A 23,082-nucleotide genomic window follows, 5' to 3' on the forward strand; every position below is an offset into this window, starting at 1 on the left:
ACTGTTTGTATGTAAAGGGTGATCTCATGAAAAGAGTGGACGAGTATCGAAAAAAAATAGCGCAGCGCCGCAAAACAAAGCAGCCAGCTGCTGCCCCTAAGAAGGCGGCTTTCAAGAAAAATGACGATATCCCGCCATGGGTTATGTTGACAGAGGAAGAAAAGCATTCTGGATCGTCTTCCTATGAGTCGACGTCTCACCAGCCGACGAAGTATCGGCATCCGTTATTTAACCCCAATACCTTTGTGATTAAATGTTTACTATCTGCGTCCCTCGTGTTGATTGCAGCCATTTCGTTTAAAGGCCAGGCAGGCCCGTTTCAGCAGCTGAAGCCGATGATCAGTCAAACCTTTGAGCAAGATTTTCAGTTTGCTGCTGCCAACCTTTGGTTTGAGAAAACAGTTGGGAACCCGCTTGCCTTTTTAACTGAGAAAAAGGCAGACCGAAAAGACGTACAAGCCAATAATGAACTGGCTGTACCTGCTTCTGGAAAAGTGCAAGAATCATTTATCCAAAATGGTGCAGGCGTCAAAGTCGAAACATCGGCAGATGCCATTGATAGTATGAAAGAAGGCTATGTTGTAGAGGTGAAAAAGAAAAGCGATACAGGGCTTACAGTGGTTGTGCAGCATGCGGATAACAGCTATAGCTGGTACGGTCAATTAAAGGAAGCCGATGTGGCCTTATACGATTTTGTCGATAAGGGTGAAAAAATTGGTCGAATTTCGCTTGATGATCAAGGGAAGGGCACGTATTACTTTGCCATTAAGCAAAATGAACAGTTCATCGACCCCATTCAGGTGATGACTTTTGAATAGATGGCTGGTCATGCTGACGAAAATTCACATTCACCCGCTTCTTTGGATTGTGATGGCGTTTGCGATTCTTTCAGGTCAAATTAAGCCGCTGCTTTGTCTGCTCATTATCGTCTGTGTCCATGAGCTTGGACATGCAGCGGCTGCTTGCTATTATCATTGGCGCATTCGGCGGATTTTTTTACTGCCATTTGGCGGAGCGGTAGAAGTAGAAGAACATGGGAACCGCCCGCTAAAAGAAGAGCTGGCGGTCATTTTATGCGGACCGCTTCAGCATGTGCCGCTCCAGCTCATGGCATGGCTTCTCATGGAAGCTTCTCTTATCTCGCACGACGTCTTTACGATGTTTACCTTTTATAATATGGCCATTTTTCTTATAAACCTTTTGCCCATTTGGCCGCTTGATGGCGGAAAATTATTCTTTTTGCTCTTATCTGCTTTTTACCCTTTCCAACGTGCACATGCCCTCGCGATAAAAGGCTCCCTAGTCTTTTTTAGTCTTTTGACAGCAGGGTTACTCTGTTTTGCTCCGCTGCAATTCAATGGCTGGGTGCTGCTCACATTTTTAGCTTATTCACTTGTGATGGAACACCGGCAGCGGCATTACGTCACGGTCCGCTTTTTACTAGAACGGTATTACGGTAAAAAAGAGCAAAAGATAGAGAAACTCATTCCGCTTAGAGCAAGTGCTGAAGAAAAAGTATACGAAGTGCTGGCTCGATTTCAAAAGGGCTGTAAGCACCCGATTATTATCGAAAGGGATGGCGTGAAAATGAGTCAGCTTGATGAAAATGAACTGCTTCATGCTTATTTTTCAGACCGAAGAACCACCTCTTCAATGGAAGAGCTTCTTTTACCGTACTAATGGTGAAAATACATTGACATTCTGCGTCTAGTTTGATATATTTTTTAATGTTATGGATATGTAGCACCCGTGCTACAACCGCGCGGAGCAGGTGTAAAGTGCCTATGGCCCCCTGTATTCGGCGAGTCTGAGTTTATTAGGAGGTGCAGAGATGTACGCAATTATCGAAACTGGTGGTAAACAAGTTAAAGTTGAAGAAGGTCAAACTGTTTATGTTGAAAAACTAGCTGCTGAAGCAGGTGAAACAGTTACTTTTGAAAACGTATTGTTTGTCGGCGGAGACACTGTCAAAGTGGGTAACCCTTCAGTTGCTGGAGCAACAGTAACGGCTAAAGTTGAAAAACAAGGTCGCGGTAAGAAAATTACTGTGTTCAAGTACAAACCGAAGAAAAACAACCACAAAAAACAAGGTCATCGTCAACCTTACACTAAAGTTGTTATCGAAAAAATCAACGCTTAAGGCGTGTGAGTGATATGATCAAAGCAACCATTACTCGGTCAGCGGCAGATGAAAGCATTACGTCTTTTCGGATGACTGGACATGCCGAGTTTGCTGAAAAAGGTCAGGATCTCGTTTGTGCAGGTGTATCTGCTGTTGTTTTCGGCTCAGTCAATTCAATTATTGCACTGACAGGAATCGATCCACTGCTTGATATTGGAGAAGAAGGCGGCTATTTCACTTTTGAATTACCGGTTGATACAGATCCAGTATCCTTTGAAAAAGCCCAGCTGCTTTTAGAAGGCATGGTCGTTTCCTTAGAGACAATCGAACGAGATTATCACGATTATGTGAGAATATCAACAAAAAAATAGGAGGTGAACTTCATGCTTAGATTAGATCTTCAATTTTTCGCATCTAAAAAAGGGGTAGGTTCTACAAAGAACGGACGTGACTCTGAGTCTAAACGTTTAGGCGCTAAACGTGCTGATGGTCAATTCGTAACTGGTGGTTCTATCCTTTATCGTCAACGTGGAACGAAAATCTATCCAGGTGAAAACGTTGGACGCGGAGGCGACGACACTCTTTTCGCTAAAATCGACGGAACTGTTAAATTCGAACGTTTCGGTCGTGACCGTAAAAAAGTGAGCGTATATCCTGCGGCACAATAATTGCTAAAAACTCCGGTCATTGACTGGAGTTTTTTTCACTATTCAGGGAGCTTTTGCGCTTTTTATAAGTGGTACCGAAGATGATAAAAGAAGATGCACTCCATAAATATCAAAGAACGTTTGCTGACTTTGCCTCATTTTCTCCTATACGATCAGAAAAAACAACCTTTCCTCACATAACTAGTGTTTTTCTATGCTGTCTTCTCTGTTATAATTCAGGGAGACATATTGATGATAAGACTCCTAAAAGAGAGACCAAACGATTGGGAGTGCGATAATGGAAGAGATATCAAGTAAACAAAATGAAAAATTAACTCACGTTGCATTAACAAATGAATTGATCTATCTGCTCAGTCGTTCAAGACATGACTGGATGAATAAATTGCAGCTGATTAAAGGCAACTTGACATTAGAAAAATATGACCGAGTGTTTGAAATTATAGAAGAAATGGTCATTGAAGCACAGCATGAATCAAAACTCTCAAATTTAAAAATTCCCCAATTGGCCTATTACTTTCTAACATTTAATTGGGAGTCGCATTTTATCACCCTAGAATATGAAGTGCTTGGTGAAGCCCGAGACTTATCAGCATATGAATCGCAGCTGCTAACGGTATCACGGGAGTTGTTTTCGATATTCGATCAATCAGTTTGCCAAAAAACTGAAAATCATTTAACGGTCACGTTCCAAACAGATCATGAAGAGAATGATGTGATCTTATATTTTGATTTCAAAGGAAAATTAACAAGTTTGGATGCGTTAAATGCGTTTCATGACGCAAACTATCCATGTATGAGTATAATGCAATTTCATGTGACGTCTCATGAGTCCATGATTGAGCTTTGTTTGAGGCAAGAACGAGATATGTGATGCAGAGAAACGGAGGAAGTTATGTTTGTAGATCAGGTTAAAGTGTATGTTAAAGGCGGTGACGGCGGAAACGGTATGGTGGCGTTCCGTCGTGAAAAATATGTGCCAAAAGGCGGCCCAGCAGGCGGCGACGGCGGAAACGGTGCAGATGTTGTATTTGAAGTGGACGAAGGCCTTAGAACATTGATGGACTTTCGTTATAAGCGCCATTTCAAGGCTGATCGCGGCGAGCACGGGATGAGTAAAAACCAGCATGGACGAAATGCTGAAGAAATGGTCGTCAAAGTTCCACCGGGTACGGTTGTCACAGATGCAGAGACGGAACAAGTACTAGCTGACTTAACAGAGCATGGGCAGCGTGCAGTGATTGCAAAAGGCGGACGAGGCGGACGTGGAAATTCACGTTTCGCAACACCGGCAAACCCTGCACCACAGCTTTCTGAAAACGGTGAGCCAGGTAAAGAACGTGACGTCATCTTAGAATTAAAAGTGCTTGCGGATGTTGGACTCGTTGGTTTCCCAAGTGTCGGGAAGTCGACGCTGCTTTCGATTGTCTCTTCGGCTAAACCGAAAATTGCAGATTATCATTTTACAACGCTTGTGCCGAACCTAGGAGTTGTCGAAACAGACGATAACCGAAGCTTTGTTATGGCGGATCTGCCAGGACTTATCGAAGGAGCTCACGAAGGTGTTGGCTTAGGTCATCAATTTTTACGTCATATTGAGCGTACACGTGTGATTGTCCATGTCATTGATATGTCTGGACTTGAAGGGCGTGACCCATACGAAGACTACGTGACAATTAATGAAGAGCTTGAGCAATACAATATGAGATTGACAGAGCGTCCGCAAATCATTGTGGCCAACAAAATGGACATGCCAGATGCAGCTGACAATCTAGCCGCATTTAAAGAAAAACTAACAGATGACTATAAAGTGTTCCCAATTAGTGCGATCACAAGAGAAGGGCTTCGTGAGCTCTTATTTGAAATCGCCAATCAGCTTGAAACGACACCAGAATTCCCACTCTATAATGAAGAAGAGCTGTCTGATAACCGTGTGATGTACAAGTTTGATGAGGGAGATGCACCATTTGAGATCTCGAGAGATCCTGATGGTACGTTTGTCTTAACTGGTAAAGCACTTGAGCGACTGTTTAAGATGACAGATTTCTCAAGAGATGAATCCGTTAAACGATTCTCCAGACAGCTGCGCGGAATGGGTGTCGATGATGCCTTACGTGAGCGCGGTGCAAAAGACGGCGACATCATTCGTCTGCTTGAATTTGAATTTGAATTTATTGATTGATCAAAAGGAGGGTCCAGTCCATGGGCTCTCCCGTTTTTAAAAGGGGAGAAAACAGGTGAAAGAAGAAACGTTCTATTTAGTAAGAGAGGATGTCCTTCCAGATGCGATGCGAAAAACGCTTGAAGTCAAAAAGCTTCTCGATCGCAAAAAAGCGGATTCAGTTGCCGATGCTGTTCAACAAGCGGATTTAAGCCGCAGTGCTTTTTATAAATACAGAGATGCTGTTTTCCCATTTTATACGATGGTGAAAGAGCAGATCATCACATTGTTTTTCCACCTTGAGGATCGGTCTGGGGCTCTGTCAAGGCTGCTTCAAATTGTGGCGGACTCTGGCTGTAATGTGTTATCCATTCACCAAACCATTCCGCTGCAAGGAAGAGCGAATGTCACACTATCGATCAGTACGGCTGGCATGGCAGATGATATTAATACCGTCATGAATCAATTAAGAAAACTTGAATTTGTCGAAAAAGTTGAAATTCTAGGTTCTGGAGCGTAAAAGGAGAGATTATAGCAGATGAAGCAATTAACTGTAGGTTATTTTGGACCAGAGGCAACATTTACTCATTTGGCCGTATGCTCTTGCTTTCCTAAAGATGCAGTGCAGCGGGCCTATGCAACGATCCCGCAATGTATGGATGCTGTTTCAAAGGGCGAAGTAGATTTGGCAGTCGTTCCGCTTGAAAATGCACTCGAAGGATCTGTGAACTTAACGATTGATTATTTAATTCATGAAGAAGCACTATCCATTGTTGGTGAAATGACAGCACCGATTCGGCAGCATTTACTTGTCCATCCATCGAGGGCGGAGAGCTGGGAAACATTAGATGTGATTCAGTCACATCCGCATGCAATTGCCCAGTGTCATCAATTTTTGAAAAAGCACTACCCTCATATTCCGCATCGCCCAGTGGAATCAACAGGCTATGCAGCGAAATACATCAGTGAGCATCCAGATGAAGCTGTTGGTGCGATTGCCAATGAAATTGCTGCAAAAACGTACGGATTGACCATTGCGAAAAAAGACATTCATGATTATCCGCACAATCACACACGTTTTGTTATTTTACATAAAGATCCTAAGGCGTCGTTTCCGATGAATTCTGGTTTTTCTTCAAAGCCAAAAACGACCATTGTTGTCAGTCTGCCAAAGGATGACCAATCAGGCGCTTTACATCGCGTGCTATCTGCTTTTTCCTGGCGAAATCTGAACTTGTCAAAAATTGAATCTCGCCCGACCAAAACAGGTCTTGGACATTATTTATTTATCATTGATATCGAAAAAGAAATGGATGATGTGCTTGTCCCTGGCGCGATTCAAGAATTAGAAGCCATTGGCTGTGAGGTCAAGCTGCTCGGCAGCTACCAAACATATGAATTAACGAATGAAAAATAGTGTCCTGTGTAGGACACTATCAGCGTGTAGCCAAACCCTCGCATTCGTTGTCATGTCTGCGTGCCGGTGCTCACGAATGTCAAATTCGCTCCGCTCCGGTACTCGTCCTTCCTAGACTTCAAGGGTTTTCATAACACGCTGAAAAGAAGGACAAAGGGCTAAAATAAAGATCATTTTAGCCCTTTGTCAACAATCTGATAGTGTCCTGTGTAGGACACTATTTTTTTAGTCTTTAATCAAAAATCCAGCGTCATCTAGCGCTTGAATGGCTTGATCAAGCTGCTTTTGGCTGTAGGAAGTGAGTGTATGTAAGTGTACGCCATCTGTTAGCTCTGACAAGTAGGAGGCGCCAGTGTTAGAAATGTGATGAACGAAGTCAGCTACTTGTTTACGTGTGCTGACGCGAATGGAGGCAGTCAGCTCTCCGTAAACGGGGTGTTCTATGATCACGTCTTTCACCGTCACACCAAAGTCTACAATCAATGTCAGTTCTTCTTCTGTACGAAGAGGATCATGTTTGCAGGCGATGATTTGTTCAATTTCAGTTTCTGGCGCATGAAGCGGCGCCATATACACATAGCCTTGGCTTGTGGCGATAATGGGTTCGTTTTTTGCTTTTAATAATGATATATCTTGTACAATGACTTGTCGTGATACAGCGGCCTTTTTAGCTAAAAAGCTTCCAGTGAGCGGTGTATCTGTTTCTTTCAGCCACTGTAATATGGCCTTTCTTCTTTCTTCGCCAATGAGCTTCCTCTCTTGCTCCACGTCTTATGCTCCTTTCTTCTCCTTTTGCAAGTTCTCAAATGTATGCAAAAGCTGATCGATGTCATCTGTTGATGACCGTCGTCCAAATGATATTCGAATGAACTGAAGGGCATCACGATCTGATACATGCAAAGCCTTCACAGCAGGGGAAGGGTGATGGTAACCAGAAGCACATGCGCTTCCAGTTGATATACAAATCCCATGCCGGTTACATGCTAACATTACATATTGTCCTTCAAACCCTTCAAAAAAACAACCAATAATATGAGGGAGCATGCGGTAATTGTTATTGTCCTGAAGCGTACGGACAGGCAGCTGACGTTTTTTTATCTGCTCAAGAAAATAATCACGAAGCTGCTCATCTCGTTTATGCTGCTCATCGAGCTGAAGCATCATTTGTTCACTCGCCGCGGCAAAAGCACCGATACACGGAACGTTCAAAGTTCCAGGGCGTAAGCCATTTTCCTGAACTGCACCTGCATATACAGGCTTCCAAGGGACATGTGCACCCATATAGACAGCTCCAGCGCCCTTAGGTGCATACACTTTATGACTAGAGATGGACATGGCATCGACCCCGAGCTCCTTAATGGACACACGAATTTTCCCGAATGTTTGCACAGCATCTGTATGAAAAAAAATGTGTCTTTCCTTTAAAAGAGGCGCTAATTGAGCCAATGGCTGGATAATCCCTGTTTCTGAGTTTGCATGCTGGATGGATACTAGTCCTGTTTCAGGCAATAAAGCTTGTTTGAGAATCTCCTTTGTGATGATCCCTTCTTCATTCGGTTCTATGATCGTGACCTTCACGCCGAGGCGTTGCAAGGCGTGAACCGCGTGATGAACGGAAGGGTGTTCTACTGATGTGGTAATGACATGCTGTTTATGTGCGGGCAGCCCGTTCATGATCGATTGAATCGCAAGGATATTGGATTCAGTTCCGCCACTTGTAAAGTAGATGCCGTCTGGTTCGCCCTTAAGCATCGTAGCGAGTGATTGTCTGCTGTAAGTCAATATGTCATTTGCTCTTCCCCCTGCATCATGAAGGCTGCTTGCATTCCCGTAGCAATCTTTGCTCAGCTGTTGGAATACATGTAGAGCTTCTTCAGAAACGGGTGTAGAAGCTGCATAATCTAAATAGACCAAACCATCCATCTCCTGTGTGAAAATTTTTTCTTGTATTTATTGTAGTATTGTGTAATGATATGTGTCAAGACAGGTGTAAATGACAGGAGGGGCGATTGTGTCATTACTTAAAAAAGTCATTGTGGTGGGATCAGGCATTGCAGCGCTTTCCTTTGCGAAAACCATATCAGAAAACTGCCAAGTCATCATGATGACAAAAAAACAATTTTCCTCTAGTAATTCCATGCTTGCACAAGGAGGAATCGCTGCTGCCTTTGCAGCACATGATTCAGTTGATCTACATGTGCAAGACACGCTAGCTGCTGGCTGTGATCATAATGATGACCAGATCGTACAGGAGATCGTGTGTCTTGGAAAACGCCTTGTGAAGCAGCTTGAAGCAGAAGGCTGTCCATTTGATCGGAATGAAGCGGGAATGCCGCAGTTAGGTAAAGAGGGGGCACACACCCGTAATCGCATTTTGCATGGAGGAGGAGATCAAACAGGTAAAACCCTCGTGCAGTTTCTGAAAAGTCAGCTTGGTTCACATATTCATTTATACGAATATCATCATGTCATTGATCTATTAGTTCATGAAGGGAAATGTGTCGGTGTTGTGTGGAAAGATGAGAAAGGACACGTACATACCATGACCGCAGATGCAGTGGTTTTATCCACTGGTGGCTGCGGATCTCTATATGAGACAAACACAAATGATTCTTCTGTAACAGGAGACGGGCTGATGATGGCCTACCGAGCCGGAGCACAATTAGCGGATCTTGAATTTGTTCAATTTCATCCGACCCTTTTGACGATCGCTGGAAAAGCAGTCGGTCTTGTTTCAGAAGCAGTGCGAGGGGAGGGAGCTTATTTAGAAGATGAAACAGGCAGGCGTATCATGAAAGGGATTCATCCACAGACAGATTTAGCTCCTAGAGATGTGGTCGCTAGAGCTATTTTTCATGAGCAGCAATTAGGTCATCATCTGTATCTCAACATCCATGATATTCCGCATTTTTCTATTCGTTTTCCAGCGATTGATGCGATGTGTCAGCGGGCGGGAGTCGATATGGCAAGCAGCCGGCTGCCAGTTTCTCCTGGTATGCATTTTTTAATGGGCGGAATCAAGGTCAATGAATATGGAGAAACGACCGTTCAATCGCTTTTTGCCATCGGTGAAGCGGCTTGTACAGGTTTACATGGCGCCAATCGACTGGCAAGTAATTCTCTTCTGGAAGGTCTCGTTTTAGGAAGCAAAGCGGCAAGACGAATTGAGCAATTGCCAAAACTGCAAAAAACAATCCCATCTCTTTCAATACAAGAAGTATGGTCTGTCCCGACTATGTCAGAGGCTCAGCTTAGAAAATGGATGACAGCATATGCCGCGATTGTTAGAGATGAAAAAGGCTTGCAGACCTTACTCGATGAATTAGAACAAGTCTCTTTTCAGCAAATCAATGTCAAGGATATCACAAATAAACAGATTGAATTAAGCAATCAATGGGCATTAGCGACTTGCCTTGTTAAGTCTGCATTACTCCGTACAGAAAGCAGGGGCAGCCATTATCGAATGGATTATCCAAAGCGGAATGATGCCTTGTGGCGAGGGAAACAGATTGTGCATGAAAAAGGCCACATTCACATCATGAAAAATGAAAGGATCGGTGCCAAATGGAACGTTTACAGTTAAAACAAATGCTCACTCATTTTTTAAAAGAAGATATTGGCTTTGGAGATGTATCAGCTGATGCCATCTTTGAAGACAAGAAAGGAACAGCTTATATCATCGCAAAACAATCGGGTGTATTGGCAGGATCACCAGTCATTGAAATGGGGTATGGCCTGCTGAGTGAACAGATTCAAACTGAACTGTTTTTCCAGGAGGGTGATTGGATTCATTCAGGTGCTGTACTGGCTCAAATAAGAGGCACAGTCAACGACTTGCTAAAAGGAGAACGGGTCATTCTGAATATATTACAGCGCATGACAGGAATCGCCACCTTAACACATGAAGCAGTGCAGCGATTAGCTGATCCGTCTATTACGATCTGTGATACGAGAAAAACGACACCCGGCTTGCGTATGTTAGAGAAATACGCAGTGAAAGTAGGAGGTGGAAAGAATCATCGTTTCGGCTTATCGGACGGTGTGATGATTAAAGATAATCATATTGCCGCATGTGGTTCTATCCGTGAAGCTGTAGAAAAAGCAAGAGCATACGCCGGTCATATGGTGAAAATTGAAGTGGAAATTGAATCAGAAGCACAGCTCATGGAAGCCATAGATGCAAAAGCAGATGTCATCATGTTTGACAACTGCTCCCCCGCCGAAGTAAAGCGTTTTAAACAAATGACACCAGAGACGATCGTGACAGAGGCATCAGGAGGCATCACATTAGAGACATTACCAAGCTACCGGGGGACAGGTGTAGACATCATTTCGCTTGGTTTTCTGACACATTCTGCTCCATCATTCGATTTTAGTATGAATATGGAATTCAGCCATAAAGGGGGAACGACTCATGTCCATGCTTGATGTACTAGCGAATCAACATTCGGCCATGATGCCAGATGAATATAAACACCGCTCTTATGAAGAGATGAAGCAGCGTGTGTTAGACATTAAACGAGCTTTTGGATCAAAGCTTTTTATACCAGGCCATCATTATCAAAAAGATGAGGTCATCCAATTTGCAGATGCAACAGGTGATTCATTGCAGCTAGCGCAAATAGCTGCTGACAATCAGGAGGCAGAATACATAGTGTTCTGCGGTGTTCACTTCATGGCAGAAACGGCAGATATGCTGTCAAAAAAGAATCAGCACGTCCTGTTGCCAGATATGAGAGCAGGCTGTTCAATGGCGGATATGGCGAACATGAAACAAACGGACAGAGCATGGGAACAGCTCACTGATCTATTTGGAGATACGATACTCCCGCTCACTTATGTCAACTCAACAGCTGATATTAAAGCATTTGTCGGCAAGCATGGCGGGGCGACCGTCACATCTTCAAACGCTAAGAAAGTACTGGAGTGGGCGCTTACACAAAAAGAGCGGATTCTGTTTCTCCCTGATCAGCATTTAGGGCGTAATACAGCCTTTGATTTAGGTATCCCGCTAGAAGAAATGGCTGTCTGGGATCAAGTAGAAGAAAAGCTCATCACCGATCAGCCGCTCCATCGCATCAAAATGATTTTATGGAAAGGGCATTGCTCCGTACATGAGAAGTTTACCGTTCAGAATATTGAAGAAACGAGAAAAAGAGATCGTGACATTCAAATCCTTGTCCATCCAGAGTGCACGCATGAGGTGGTAAGAGCTTCTGATCTAGCTGGTTCAACGAAATTTATTATTGATACGATCAAGCAGGCGCCAGCAGGAAGCAAGTGGGCGATCGGAACAGAAATGAATTTAGTCAAACGCATCATAGACCAGCACCCGGATAAACAAATTGAATCCCTTAACCCAGATATGTGTCCATGTTTGACCATGAACCGTATTGATCTGCCTCATTTGTTATGGTCACTTGAAAGTATTGAGAAGGGTGAGCCGGTTGGTTTGATTCAGGTCAATGAAGAGATAACAAAAGAGGCTTTGCTTGCATTAAATAAAATGCTCACCATTAAATAAAGCATCAGCCCCTCCTATCAGAAAACAAGTTTTTATCATATCGGCTTGTAAATAGGCATAAAATTATGTTGAAACATATTGTACTTCTGACATAACCGCTACGTTCACGTTTTGCAATAGGAGGGGAAAACGTTGAAAATTCATATTGTGCAAAAAGGAGACTCCCTTTGGAAAATTTCAAAGAAATACGGAGTCGACTTTCAAGAATTGAAAAAACTAAATTCACAGCTCAGTAATCCAGATTTGATCATGCCGGGTATGAAGATCAAGATTCCATCTAGTGGTGTTCCTGTGAAAACAGATCACCAAAAAGTGAAAGAAATGCCAAAGCAGAAAGAACATCCGTATGTGAAAGAAAAGCCAAAGGATGTCGTGCAAGTGCAAGATACGAAACCGAAGGAAAAGCCAAATGAACCGGTACCTTATGTACCGCCAGTGCCAAAGATCGAGCAGCCAGTTTTTCCGCAAGTTGATGTGAACTATTATCAGACCAATCTCTACCAGCCATTCACGCCTCCTCCCAAAAAAGAACATCATGAGAAAAAAGATCACTTTTATGAAAAGAAAGATCATGTTCATGATGAGAAGAAGGACCATAAAGATCACAAGGATCATTTTTATCATGAAAATAAGGAACATAAAGATCACAAGGACTATTTTCATCATGAGAATAAGGATCATCACAAAGATGAGGTGGCAAAGGGATATGATCCGTTTATTCATATTCCGCTTCAAAAAGAGGAGGGAAAAGATATGGAGCATAGCAATTACCCAAACCTTCCTAACTTCCCACAAATGCCGAATGTTGGAGGGACAGCAGTAGGAGGAATGGCAGAAAATAAAGATCATCACCAGCATCCTCATCATGAATCATATGATCCTTATTATGGTCATGGTCATTACATGCCTGCGATGTATCCATATCCGCAGCAAATGGTGCCGGCTTCACCTATCTTACCGGGTTCAGGTCTTTGTTATCCGGTCCAGCCCTATTATCACCATCACATGATGCCGTATCCTTACCCGGCCCAGCCGTATTATCCAGCCTATCAAGCGCCAGCTTACTACGGGGAAAATCATGAGCATCATGCAAACGATGGACATCACTGGCACCACCATATGCATCCAAATACAGGCGCAAATGCGAACGTGAATGCGAACGTGAATGCGAACGTGAATCAAGGCTTTTATCCAAACGCTTCAAATGAAGCCTATGGCAAGGAAGACTGCGGTTGTGATGATGGCATGAAGCATCATCATCAGCCATGGCCTGGACATTATCCAAATCCTGTTCCTTATGGTCAAATGGGGGCTTATCCTGCTCAGCCTTATATGCAGCCATATCCGGGTCAATCCGTTTTTGCAAGACCAGAAGAAGACGAAGAAGATTAATGACAGAAGGGACGATCTCAATCGTTCCTTTTTTTGTTTATAACTGACAGCTTGATTTTTCCCTGAACTGTACATGCTAAAACAGAGCCAGTTTCGCGCTCATGAGATTGAATTTGTACAGGGGGTTTTTCGTTTGAGACAAAAATGGCAAAAAACAATCGCATTAGTGCTTCTTCCTATTGGTTTAACTGCATGTGGTACAAATGACAATGCGGGTGTAGATACTCGTTATAATCAATCAGGCCAGCCGGTCGGTTATCATTCGAATCAACGGGCGGCAGACAACAACCAAGATCACCAAGGCCCAATTTCTGAGCTTATGGAAGGGATGAACGAAAATACAACGAATGTTGATTATCGTTCGCGTCCTACGGAGGATCAAGTGAGAATGCCGCTTACTGGCGGAGATGGACGCTACAGTCATGGAGATATGAATTATCATAACCAAATGTCGTTCTCTGGCTACGATAAACAAGAGAACATACAGCGTTCACGAAAAATTGCGAACCGCGTGAATAAAATGAATCACGTAGCAGACTCACAAGTTATGGTCACTGATGAAAATGTGTATATTGCGATTAAATCGGATGGACGCCTGACGGAAGAGGGCGTATCACAAGTAGAAGAAGCAGCGACTCGTTATGCAGATGGAAGAGCTGTCCAAGTCATCAAAGATGAAGGAGCATTCACACGCTTCAGAGATATGAGAAAAACACAATTTGAAACAGGACAAACAGGCATGACCCGATAGTTGAATGAATAAAAAAGGCTAAAGTTCATTACGAACTCTAGCCTTTTCTTAAAAATATATCTTGATGCCTATATAAAATTCGTAAAAGAAATAACAGCCAAATCCAAGTAATAAAATACCAGCAATAATGGATGTCCACTTCATCATCGTCCGATTCATCACTGATAAATGTTAGAAATGTTTGCAATCGACTAGAACTTCCTTTGAACAAGTAGTTTGTATAAAAAATTCTTCATTTAGATTAATTATACATAGTAGGAAAAAAGGATCAATGATGATTTCTGATTTGATCGAAATAAAGGGGAAGCTGTTGTATAGAAGTTTGCATATCATGCTCATCGGTACAGCTTGTAGGGGAAAGGAACTATTTTCCTGAATCTTCTTTTTTTCATATCGTCTCTATGATAAACTGATGTGGAAATCAATAAAAGTGACTAGGGGTGCCCGCTAAAGTGGGCTGAGAGAGAAGCTTAAGTTTCTTAACCCTTTGGACCTGATCTGGCTCGTACCAGCGTGGGGAAGTTGAAGATGATACATGTGTCATATGAATGACATTCATGTTTTTTTCTGACGACGAAACCAGGTTCTCAACATAGAGCCTGGTTTTTTGCTGGTGCTGATTCCATCCTGTCCGATGACAAAAAGAGAAGGAGAGAACAGCAAATGAAAGAAAAGAAAAATGTCCCATCAACCCAATCTTTACTATCAAGCTTTGACGGAAGTCGAAAGGTGTATGAGCAGGGCTCAAGACCTGACATCTTGGTGCCAAAAAGGGAGATTATGCTCTCAAATACTGTGACACAGGCGGGCGACATTCAAAATGACCCGATCCGTGTGTACGATACAAGTGGACCGTACACAGATGAAAACGCCCATATTAATGTTACAAAGGGTTTAAAGCGTCTTAGAGCGGCGTGGATTAAAGAAAGAGGAGATACAGAAAGCTATGAAGGGCGTCATGTGAAACCAGAAGATAACGGGTATCGTTCAAAGGGGAAAGAGTCCTTTCATCATGTCCATACTGATTTTCATCATGTGCCGCTCCGCGCGAAAAATGGCGCCAGTGTGACACAAATGCATTATGCAAAAAAAGGCATCATCACACCTGAAATGGAATTTATCGCTTTGAGAGAACAGCTGAGCCCTGAGTTTGTGAGAGAGGAAGTAGCTAGCGGAAGAGCAGTCATCCCAGCGAATATTAACCATCCAGAAAGTGAGCCGATGATTATTGGAAAGCATTTTCACGTCAAAATCAATGCGAATATTGGCAATTCAGCTGTGACGTCATCCATCGATGAAGAGGTAGAGAAGATGACGTGGGCGATCAGGTGGGGGGCAGACACAATGATGGACCTGTCCACTGGGAAGGACATTCATACAACGAGAGAATGGATCATTCGGAATTGCCCAGTCCCAGTAGGAACCGTTCCCATTTATCAGGCACTTGAAAAAGTGAATGGAGTGGCAGAAGATTTGACGTGGGACGTGTACAGAGACACATTAATTGAACAAGCAGAGCAAGGTGTAGACTACTTCACGATTCATGCGGGCGTGCTATTAAGGTATATTCCGCTTACAGTCGATCGGGTAACGGGAATTGTGTCAAGAGGCGGAGCTATTATGGCAAGGTGGTGTCTCGCTCATCATCAAGAAAACTTTCTTTATACCCATTTCGAAGATATTTGTGAAATTATGAAAACCTATGATATTGCTTTTTCTCTTGGAGATGGACTCAGACCAGGTTCGATCGCTGATGCAAATGATGAGGCGCAGTTTGCAGAGCTGAAAACGCTAGGGGAATTGACAGAGATCGCCTGGAAACATGATGTACAGGTGATGATTGAAGGACCTGGACATGTCCCAATGGATAAAATCAAAGAAAATGTCGATAAGCAGATGGAGATTTGCAAAGAGGCACCATTTTACACGCTAGGACCTCTTACAACAGATATTGCCCCGGGGTATGATCACATTACATCCGCTATCGGCGCTGCCATGATCGGCTGGTATGGAACAGCCATGCTCTGCTATGTGACACCAAAAGAGCATTTAGGTTTGCCGAACAAAGAAGATGTGAGAGAAGGTGTCATTGCTTATAAAATTGCCGCACATGCAGCTGATCTAGCAAAAGGACATCCTGCTGCTCAAAAGCGCGATGATGCATTATCGAAAGCCAGATTTGAATTTAGGTGGCGGGATCAATTCCACCTGTCACTTGATCCAGAAAGAGCTTTGGCGTTCCATGACGAAACATTGCCTGCTGAAGGCGCAAAGACCGCTCACTTTTGCTCCATGTGCGGACCGAAGTTTTGCAGTATGAAAATTTCTCATGATATCCGCAATCAATCAGAAGAAGTGAAAAAAGAGATGGAGAAGAAGGCAAAAGAGTTTATCAGCCAAGGAAGTCAAATCTATCAATCCTAAAAAAAGAACCTCGCACTCCTTTTGTGCGGGGTTTTATAAAACGGCTGAAAAGGCTTTTCTCACGAGATGGAAAAGTGCTCTTACTGCAATCGCCATGATTTCCATACTCGGAATCAGGGCATCTGTTAAATGAAACAAGACAGTTTGTCTCTCTGGGGATGTTCTTTTCTTTTTCTTTTTCTTTTTCTGTTTCATGAAGACAGCCTCCTTTTTAAACAATATACTTCTTTGCAGATTAGAGAGATAGAGATGTTGTGTGAATTTAAACAAAATTTAAACTTCTTGTGTTTGGAAGGAAAGAAGGAGGGGAAACGAGTTGAGTAGAGAATGAATGAAAAGAGCTGACCTTACCAGTTAGCGAACAAGAAAGAGTGGAAGGTGATCTTATGATGAAAGTATTCAAGGTAACATTTCATATGAACAATGGGGAAGTGCTTGATTTCGAGCTGAAACGTCCAGCTACCTACGATGTGTATAAAAAAATTGAGGAATCCAATCAATGGTTTAAGCTGAATAATGAAATCATTAATCTATTAAATGTAAATAGTATCCATGTAGAAACAGAATAAAACAGAAAAGCCGCTCGGAAGGAGAGCGGCTTTCGTTATGCGGAGAAATCATTTCGGTTGTTAAGCTGGCCGCGGGAGAGCCAGTTCTTTTTATATAAATAGGCAATCACTTCAAGCCACAGACGCGGCGCTTTTTTAGGGAAAAAAGGTTTTTGGTAATAGGCGTAAGCGGCTTTTAAATCATCCCATTGATGACATGTTTTTGTTTGGGTGAAGCGGGCAACGTCGATCACCTTAACGAGGCCTTCCTTTGTTAAGATCAGGTTGCGCAGATGGATATCTGAAGGGTTTAACCCTTTCTCACGTGCTTCTTCTAGCGCTTCATCTACTTGTTCAATCATTTGTTTCTTGATCGGAATACCCTTTGTCAGGCATTCATAGAATGTGTAGCCTTTAATATATTCCATTAAAATATACTGATCCCCAGACTCATAAATCTCAGGGTAGTATGACGAACCGGAAAGTTTTTCGTAAATTGCTGCCTCTTTGCGGGCAATGTGTTGATAAGAAGGGAAAAAGACTTTTAGCGCCATTTTCTTGCCAGCTTTTTTATATGAAAATACATAGGCACTTCTTCCTTTGCCGCACAGCTCAAGCTCTGCCGGTTTTAATGTGAGCTTATTAAAACGTTTTTCTTCATGATACTGAATCGATTCGGCTAATCTTTTGATATCTGACATTGACTTCACCTTCTTTGGTTTCAGTTTATGCGGCTGAAAAACGAATGATGAAAAAACCATTTCATTCGATAAAGCAATGGATTGTATAAAACATAACATTTACGAATGAAGGATACAACGAAAGACTCTTAAAACGAGTCAGTGTAATCGGTTTGGTTAATGTTTAGAAAAATGGGTCAAACTACATATGTCATGCATCGATCTTATGTTCTAAAGAGGTGTAAATAGTGAAAGTGAAGATGAAACGTTTCGTTACAGGACTTATCATGACAAGTGTTCTTTTTTTCGCTGCGGATATGGAAGGAAAAGAACACTTGCAAAAGCAGTCAAACACCATCACCGTGCAGCTTGAAAAAGTCTATCTAGACGGCGATGTGAGTATTGAAAGACACCGGGCATCATTAGAAGACAAAGACACATTTTGGACGCAGTATAAAGGCTGGACGCTGGTAGAACAACAAGAGGATTTTGCCCTTTTTAGAAAACAAATTGATGATATCTCTCCATTAAGTAAAGCAAATGGATATATCGGATTATCAGAGGACGGTGTCATTTCTACGTTTCATGGAAGGCCAGGCGGCTGGGCGGAGCCTATTCATCTCTTCTTTCAAATTGATACGTCCCGTTTAGAAAGCCATGTGGAGGAGCAGCTTGAGCAAGGCATTCCTTTTCGAACAAAGGATGAATTTGAGCATGTGCTTGAAGTCATGCAACCTTACCGAAATGAAATATCATTTTAAAGCGTGTGACAGCTTGCTGGTGTGAGGGCCGCAAGCTGTTTTTCATGGTTGCACCGTAAAAATGGACTGAGCGAACGTATGTTAACTTTTATTGCGGTTTTCTCTTCGATTTATGTTACAATGAAGAACAGTCAAAGAGGTGAAAACGGTGATAGAATTTGTGAAAGGGACCATTGATTATGTGTGCCCGCAATATGTTGTCATTCAAAACGGCGGAGTGGGATATCAAGTCTATACCCCAAACCCGTTTATCTATCAAGTAAATAAACAAGAAACGATTTATACGTATCATTACATAAAGGAAGACGCATTTTCGTTATATGGATTTCAAACAAGAGAAGAAAAAGCGTTGTTCACAAAACTGTTAAATGTCACAGGGATTGGACCAAAGGGTGCACTTGCGATCCTTGCTTCCGGTGATCCTGGCGCTGTCATTTCAGCGATAGAACGTGAGGATGAAGCATTCCTTATTAAATTCCCTGGCGTTGGCAAAAAAACAGCTCGTCAGATCATTCTAGATCTAAAAGGAAAGCTTGCAGATGTGGTGCCAGAAATGATTGGCAACTTATTTAATCACGAGGATCATATTCAGATCGAAACGCAGCAAACCGCATTAGATGAAGCGCTCGAAGCGTTAAGTGTCCTTGGATACGGTGATCGTGAAATCAAAAAGGTTCTGCCTTTATTAAAAGAAGAGAAAAATCTCACAACCGATCAATATGTGAAAAAAGCTTTACAAAAAATGTTGAAATAGGGTGATGTCTCATGGATGAACGGCTCGTCTCAACTGAAGCAGACAACCATGAATCAGCCATTGAGCAAAGTTTGCGGCCGCAGACACTTAGCCAATATATCGGTCAGCAAAAAGTAAAGGATAATCTCAGCGTGTTTATTGAAGCTGCCCGGATGAGGCAGGAAACGCTGGATCACGTCCTTTTATATGGACCGCCTGGACTAGGGAAAACAACGCTTGCGTCGATCATTGCCAATGAAATGAATGTTCAGCTGCGTACAACGTCTGGACCAGCAATTGAGCGTCCTGGCGATTTGGCGGCTATCCTGACATCTCTTGAACCTGGTGATGTTTTGTTTATTGATGAAATTCATCGCTTGCAGCGCTCAATTGAGGAAGTGCTATATCCGGCGATGGAGGATTTTTGTCTAGATATCGTCATTGGAAAAGGAGATACAGCGCGCTCTGTACGGCTTGATTTACCGCCATTTACACTTGTAGGTGCTACGACCCGTGTTGGGCTTTTAACAGCACCGCTTCGTGATAGGTTTGGGGTACATGCAAGATTGGAATACTATGAGCAAAGAGATTTGGCTCACATTGTGGCAAGAACAGCCGAGCTGTTCGAGATTGGGATCGACGTTCGCTCAGCAGAAGAGATAGCGAGACGTTCTCGGGGGACGCCGAGGGTCGCCAATCGTTTACTCAGAAGAGTAAGAGATTTTGCGCAGGTGCTTGGGAATCATGCCATTACACAGGACATTGCAGAAGATGCCCTTGAACGTCTCCAAGTCGACAGGCTGGGACTGGATCATATAGACCACAAGCTGCTTTTAAGTATGATTGAAAAATTTAGAGGCGGTCCTGTTGGACTTGATACGATCTCAGCGACAATTGGAGAAGAATCACATACGATTGAAGATGTGTACGAACCGTATTTACTGCAAATTGGTTTCCTGCAAAGAACACCAAGAGGCCGGGTCGTCACAAGAGAAGCGTATGAACATTTTCAGATGGAGGTTCCGATTCGTGACTGAATTCCCTAAAATATTGATGATTTTAGGTGGTGTCCTTTTTGCCGCAGGCTTAGTGTTTCAATTGGTTGGTAAGCTTCCAGGTGATATTTTTGTGAAAAAAGGAAATGTGACGTTCTTTTTTCCCGTTATTACGTGCATTGTCATTAGCATCGTACTAACCATTTTACTCAATATCTTTGGACGTATGAAATAACGTTAACTAGTTAACTACAGAATAGGTGAAGGAAATGAAGCTAGAACTATTTGATTTTGATTTACCAGAAAGACTGATTGCTCAAGTTCCACTTGAAAAACGAGATGCATCAAGACTGATGGTCTTAAATAAACAAACGGGTACGATCACACATGATACATTCTCACAAATCACGGATTATTTTCAAAAGGGTGATTGTCTCGTTTTAAACAATACGCGCGTTCTGCCTGCACGTCTGTTTGGCATGAAAGAGGATACAGGTGCAAAAGTTGAACTTCTTCTATTGAAACAAGAAGAAGGAGACAAATGGGAAACACTCGTAAAACCAGCCAAGCGTGTGAAAAAAGGAACGGTCATCACATTTGGTGATGGACGGCTTCAAGCGGTATGTACAGAGGAGCTGGAACATGGCGGAAGAAAAGTCGAGTTTCAGTATACAGGCATTTTTTATGAAGTGCTTGAATCCCTTGGAGAAATGCCGCTGCCTCCATATATTAAAGAGCAGCTTGACGATCGTGAGCGATATCAAACCGTGTATTCTAAAGAAGTTGGTTCAGCCGCGGCTCCTACTGCCGGTCTTCACTTTACAACTGAACTGCTGGATGCGCTGAAAGCGAAAGGTGTGCATATTGCTTTTATTACCTTGCACGTAGGGCTTGGCACCTTTCGTCCTGTCAGTGCGGAGCGCATAGAAGAACATGAAATGCACGCAGAGTTTTACGAAATGAATGAAGAAACGGCTCAAGAGCTTAATCGCGTGCACAAAGAAGGCGGGCGGATTATTTCAGTTGGCACAACATCAACACGAACGCTTGAAACCATTGCAAGTGCACATGATGGCGAATTCAAAGCGTCAAGCGGCTGGACGTCGATCTTTATTTATCCTGGCTACACATTCAAGGCAATTGATGGGATGATCACGAATTTCCATCTGCCAAAATCCTCATTAATTATGCTTGTCAGCGCATTAGCTGGACGAGAGCACGTACTGAAAGCGTACAATGAGGCAGTAAAAGAGGAATACCGATTCTTCAGCTTTGGCGATGCCATGCTGATTCAATAACATCATTCAACAAAGACAGGAGGGCTCATTTTTGTCGCAATTACCGATACGTTATGAGTTCATTAAATCATGCAAACAAACAGGTGCACGTCTTGGCCGCGTTCATACACCGCACGGGTCGTTTGAAACACCTGTATTTATGCCAGTAGGTACACTGGCTACAGTGAAAACAATGGCGCCTGAAGAATTAAAAGCAATGGATGCAGGCATCATCCTAAGCAATACGTACCATCTATGGCTCCGTCCGGGTCATGACATTGTCAAAGAGGCGGGCGGTCTGCACAAATTTATGAACTGGGATCGAGCCATTCTGACTGATTCAGGCGGCTTCCAAGTATTTTCATTGAGTGAATTTAGAAAAATCGAAGAAGAAGGCGTTCACTTCCGTAATCATTTAAACGGAGACAAGCTGTTCCTTTCTCCTGAAAAAGCCATGGAAATCCAAAATGCGCTCGGCTCTGATATTATGATGGCATTTGACGAATGCCCTCCATACCCAGCAGAGTACGATTACATGAAACGTTCTGTGGAGCGGACAAGCAGATGGGCAGAGCGCTGCTTAACAGCGCACCAGCGTCCAGAAGATCAAGGTCTGTTTGGGATTGTCCAAGGCGGAGAATACGAAGAGCTTCGTAAACAAAGTGCAAAAGATCTTGTTTCACTTGATTTCCCAGGATACGCCATCGGAGGCTTATCTGTTGGTGAACCAAAAGATGTGATGAACCGTGTGCTGGAGTTCACAACGCCATTTTTACCGGCAGACAAGCCAAGGTACTTAATGGGTGTCGGCTCACCAGATTCATTAATTGACGGCGCCATTCGCGGTGTAGATATGTTTGATTGCGTACTGCCGACGAGAATTGCGAGAAACGGCACCTTGATGACAAGTGAAGGACGTCTTGTTGTGAAAAATGCAAAATATGAGCGTGATTTCAGACCAATCGATGAAAACTGTGACTGCTACACATGTAAAAACTACACACGCGCCTATATTAGACATTTAATCCGTACAAATGAAACGTTCGGAATTCGATTAACAACTTATCATAATCTTCATTTTCTGTTAAAATTAATGGAGCAAGTGAGAGAAGCTATCCGTGAGGATCGTTTAGGTGATTTTAAAGAAGAGTTTTTTGAGCGTTATGGCTTTAACAAACCGAATGCGAAAAACTTTTAACGCATAAACGAAAGGCTTTACAATCATATAGAAAGGGGTGAGATAGAATGGATGGTGGTATGGGTTCAATCATTATGATTGTTGTCATGTTTGCTGTGCTTTACTTCTTATTAATTCGTCCACAGCAAAAGCAACAAAAAGCTGTGCGTCAGATGCAGCAATCTTTATCAAAAGGCGATAAAATCGTCACAATCGGTGGTTTACACGGTGAAATCGACTCAATTGATGAATCAAAAGTGGTCATCAAAACAAGCGAAAACAACCGTTTAACTTTCGACCGTCGTGCTATTAGAGAATTAGCTGACAAAGGCTAATCCTCCAATACATAGCCATAAAAAAAGAGCGAATCATATCGCTCTCAGATTGTAGAGAAACTCATGTTTTTCTACAATCTTTTTTATTTTTAACGTATGTATGAAGAATGAAATGTATTG

The 23,082-nt window shown here is 42.8% G+C and carries 27 protein-coding genes, 1 riboswitch and 1 other annotated feature; of the genes, 23 read left to right on the forward strand and 4 right to left on the reverse strand.

Annotated elements, in window-relative coordinates:
* The first annotated feature begins 26 nt into the window (after positions 1-26).
* The 9 genes from R0K30_RS11315 to pheA all read left to right on the forward strand — a co-directional run bounded on the left by R0K30_RS11315 (position 27) and on the right by pheA (position 6,365).
* Positions 27-818: a M23 family metallopeptidase gene (locus R0K30_RS11315; protein WP_230030516.1), complete on the forward strand. Its 792-nt coding sequence runs from the start codon at positions 27-29 to the stop codon at positions 816-818.
* Positions 811-1,680 carry a M50 family metallopeptidase gene (locus tag R0K30_RS11320; RefSeq protein WP_099727786.1) on the forward strand — a complete coding sequence of 290 codons (870 nt, stop codon included), beginning with the start codon at positions 811-813 and terminating at the stop codon, positions 1,678-1,680. The genes R0K30_RS11315 and R0K30_RS11320 overlap by 8 nt, the downstream gene beginning before the upstream one ends.
* A gap of 66 nt (positions 1,681-1,746) precedes the next feature.
* Positions 1,747-1,819, forward strand: a sequence feature (ribosomal protein L21 leader region).
* Between the two features lie 12 nt (positions 1,820-1,831).
* The gene (rplU, locus tag R0K30_RS11325; RefSeq protein WP_003216781.1) at positions 1,832-2,140 is read left to right on the forward strand and encodes a 50S ribosomal protein L21; all 309 of its coding nucleotides are present in this window, start codon (positions 1,832-1,834) and stop codon (positions 2,138-2,140) included.
* 14 nt (positions 2,141-2,154) lie between these two features.
* On the forward strand, positions 2,155-2,493 hold the full coding sequence (locus R0K30_RS11330) for a ribosomal-processing cysteine protease Prp (protein WP_410610736.1): 339 nt from the start codon (positions 2,155-2,157) through the stop codon (positions 2,491-2,493).
* Positions 2,494-2,505: 12 nt separating this feature from the next.
* Positions 2,506-2,790, forward strand: a complete 285-nt coding sequence (rpmA, locus tag R0K30_RS11335; protein ID WP_003216586.1) for a 50S ribosomal protein L27 — start codon at positions 2,506-2,508, stop codon at positions 2,788-2,790.
* A 277-nt stretch (positions 2,791-3,067) separates the two neighbouring features.
* The gene (locus R0K30_RS11340) at positions 3,068-3,661 is read left to right on the forward strand and encodes a sporulation initiation phosphotransferase B (protein WP_099727784.1); all 594 of its coding nucleotides are present in this window, start codon (positions 3,068-3,070) and stop codon (positions 3,659-3,661) included.
* Between the two features lie 21 nt (positions 3,662-3,682).
* Positions 3,683-4,969 (forward strand): GTPase ObgE, encoded by a 1,287-nt coding sequence (obgE, locus tag R0K30_RS11345; RefSeq protein WP_230030514.1) that lies wholly within the window; start codon positions 3,683-3,685, stop codon positions 4,967-4,969.
* Between the two features lie 55 nt (positions 4,970-5,024).
* A complete protein-coding gene (locus tag R0K30_RS11350; RefSeq protein WP_003216269.1) occupies positions 5,025-5,468 on the forward strand; it encodes an ACT domain-containing protein in 444 nt (147 codons plus the stop codon).
* An 18-nt stretch (positions 5,469-5,486) separates the two neighbouring features.
* A complete protein-coding gene (gene pheA, locus R0K30_RS11355) occupies positions 5,487-6,365 on the forward strand; it encodes a prephenate dehydratase (protein WP_099727782.1) in 879 nt (292 codons plus the stop codon).
* A gap of 225 nt (positions 6,366-6,590) precedes the next feature.
* Here the strand turns inward: pheA and R0K30_RS11360 are convergent, their stop codons facing one another.
* Together R0K30_RS11360 and R0K30_RS11365 are read right to left on the reverse strand one after the other, a co-directional pair.
* Positions 6,591-7,133 carry a transcription repressor NadR gene (locus R0K30_RS11360; protein WP_099727781.1) on the reverse strand — a complete coding sequence of 181 codons (543 nt, stop codon included), beginning with the start codon at positions 7,131-7,133 and terminating at the stop codon, positions 6,591-6,593.
* 3 nt (positions 7,134-7,136) lie between these two features.
* On the reverse strand, positions 7,137-8,279 hold the full coding sequence (locus tag R0K30_RS11365; protein ID WP_410610739.1) for an IscS subfamily cysteine desulfurase: 1,143 nt from the start codon (positions 8,277-8,279) through the stop codon (positions 7,137-7,139).
* Positions 8,280-8,376: 97 nt separating this feature from the next.
* Here R0K30_RS11365 and nadB point away from each other — a divergent pair, with 97 nt between their 5' ends.
* The 6 genes from nadB (at position 8,377) to thiC (ending at position 16,456) form a co-directional block, all read left to right on the forward strand.
* Positions 8,377-9,948 (forward strand): L-aspartate oxidase, encoded by a 1,572-nt coding sequence (gene nadB, locus R0K30_RS11370; protein WP_410610741.1) that lies wholly within the window; start codon positions 8,377-8,379, stop codon positions 9,946-9,948.
* On the forward strand, positions 9,930-10,793 hold the full coding sequence (gene nadC, locus R0K30_RS11375; protein ID WP_327925179.1) for a carboxylating nicotinate-nucleotide diphosphorylase: 864 nt from the start codon (positions 9,930-9,932) through the stop codon (positions 10,791-10,793). Before nadB ends, nadC begins: the two co-directional genes overlap by 19 nt.
* Entirely contained in the window at positions 10,780-11,889 is a 1,110-nt protein-coding gene (gene nadA / locus R0K30_RS11380) for a quinolinate synthase NadA (protein ID WP_099727777.1), read from the forward strand. The genes nadC and nadA overlap by 14 nt, the downstream gene beginning before the upstream one ends.
* A 132-nt stretch (positions 11,890-12,021) precedes the next feature.
* The gene (gene safA, locus R0K30_RS11385) at positions 12,022-13,281 is read left to right on the forward strand and encodes a SafA/ExsA family spore coat assembly protein (protein WP_410610744.1); all 1,260 of its coding nucleotides are present in this window, start codon (positions 12,022-12,024) and stop codon (positions 13,279-13,281) included.
* A gap of 133 nt (positions 13,282-13,414) precedes the next feature.
* Positions 13,415-14,032, forward strand: a complete 618-nt coding sequence (locus R0K30_RS11390) for a YhcN/YlaJ family sporulation lipoprotein (protein ID WP_099727775.1) — start codon at positions 13,415-13,417, stop codon at positions 14,030-14,032.
* A gap of 426 nt (positions 14,033-14,458) precedes the next feature.
* Positions 14,459-14,569, forward strand: a riboswitch (TPP riboswitch).
* Between the two features lie 126 nt (positions 14,570-14,695).
* The gene (gene thiC / locus R0K30_RS11395; protein WP_410610746.1) at positions 14,696-16,456 is read left to right on the forward strand and encodes a phosphomethylpyrimidine synthase ThiC; all 1,761 of its coding nucleotides are present in this window, start codon (positions 14,696-14,698) and stop codon (positions 16,454-16,456) included.
* Positions 16,457-16,489: 33 nt separating this feature from the next.
* Here the strand turns inward: thiC and R0K30_RS11400 are convergent, their stop codons facing one another.
* The gene (locus R0K30_RS11400; protein WP_367307799.1) at positions 16,490-16,651 is read right to left on the reverse strand and encodes a hypothetical protein; all 162 of its coding nucleotides are present in this window, start codon (positions 16,649-16,651) and stop codon (positions 16,490-16,492) included.
* Between the two features lie 191 nt (positions 16,652-16,842).
* On the opposite strand from R0K30_RS11400, the gene R0K30_RS11405 reads away from it, so the two are divergent.
* Positions 16,843-17,025 carry a hypothetical protein gene (locus tag R0K30_RS11405; protein WP_078061691.1) on the forward strand — a complete coding sequence of 61 codons (183 nt, stop codon included), beginning with the start codon at positions 16,843-16,845 and terminating at the stop codon, positions 17,023-17,025.
* 35 nt (positions 17,026-17,060) lie between these two features.
* Here R0K30_RS11405 and R0K30_RS11410 read toward each other — a convergent pair whose 3' ends face one another.
* On the reverse strand, positions 17,061-17,705 hold the full coding sequence (locus tag R0K30_RS11410) for a protein kinase family protein (RefSeq protein ID WP_099727773.1): 645 nt from the start codon (positions 17,703-17,705) through the stop codon (positions 17,061-17,063).
* Positions 17,706-17,944: 239 nt separating this feature from the next.
* Here R0K30_RS11410 and R0K30_RS11415 point away from each other — a divergent pair, with 239 nt between their 5' ends.
* The 7 genes from R0K30_RS11415 (at position 17,945) to yajC (ending at position 22,962) form a co-directional block, all read left to right on the forward strand.
* Positions 17,945-18,445: an intercompartmental signaling factor BofC gene (locus R0K30_RS11415; RefSeq protein ID WP_180275528.1), complete on the forward strand. Its 501-nt coding sequence runs from the start codon at positions 17,945-17,947 to the stop codon at positions 18,443-18,445.
* Positions 18,446-18,593: 148 nt separating this feature from the next.
* Positions 18,594-19,199 (forward strand): Holliday junction branch migration protein RuvA, encoded by a 606-nt coding sequence (gene ruvA / locus R0K30_RS11420; RefSeq protein ID WP_099727771.1) that lies wholly within the window; start codon positions 18,594-18,596, stop codon positions 19,197-19,199.
* 11 nt (positions 19,200-19,210) lie between these two features.
* Complete coding sequence (gene ruvB, locus R0K30_RS11425; RefSeq protein WP_099727770.1) at positions 19,211-20,215, forward strand: Holliday junction branch migration DNA helicase RuvB; 1,005 nt, start codon at positions 19,211-19,213, stop codon at positions 20,213-20,215.
* On the forward strand, positions 20,208-20,408 hold the full coding sequence (locus tag R0K30_RS11430; protein WP_012010741.1) for a DUF2905 domain-containing protein: 201 nt from the start codon (positions 20,208-20,210) through the stop codon (positions 20,406-20,408). Before ruvB ends, R0K30_RS11430 begins: the two co-directional genes overlap by 8 nt.
* 34 nt (positions 20,409-20,442) lie before the next feature.
* Positions 20,443-21,471 (forward strand): tRNA preQ1(34) S-adenosylmethionine ribosyltransferase-isomerase QueA, encoded by a 1,029-nt coding sequence (gene queA, locus R0K30_RS11435; RefSeq protein ID WP_249705012.1) that lies wholly within the window; start codon positions 20,443-20,445, stop codon positions 21,469-21,471.
* Positions 21,472-21,502: 31 nt separating this feature from the next.
* Positions 21,503-22,648 carry a tRNA guanosine(34) transglycosylase Tgt gene (gene tgt, locus R0K30_RS11440; RefSeq protein WP_034321314.1) on the forward strand — a complete coding sequence of 382 codons (1,146 nt, stop codon included), beginning with the start codon at positions 21,503-21,505 and terminating at the stop codon, positions 22,646-22,648.
* Positions 22,649-22,695: 47 nt separating this feature from the next.
* On the forward strand, positions 22,696-22,962 hold the full coding sequence (gene yajC, locus R0K30_RS11445) for a preprotein translocase subunit YajC (protein ID WP_008360993.1): 267 nt from the start codon (positions 22,696-22,698) through the stop codon (positions 22,960-22,962).
* Positions 22,963-23,082: the final 120 nt, after the last annotated feature.

This window comes from Bacillus sp. SIMBA_154, from assembly GCF_046536015.1.
Lineage (GTDB): Bacteria > Bacillota > Bacilli > Bacillales > Bacillaceae > Bacillus > Bacillus pumilus_P.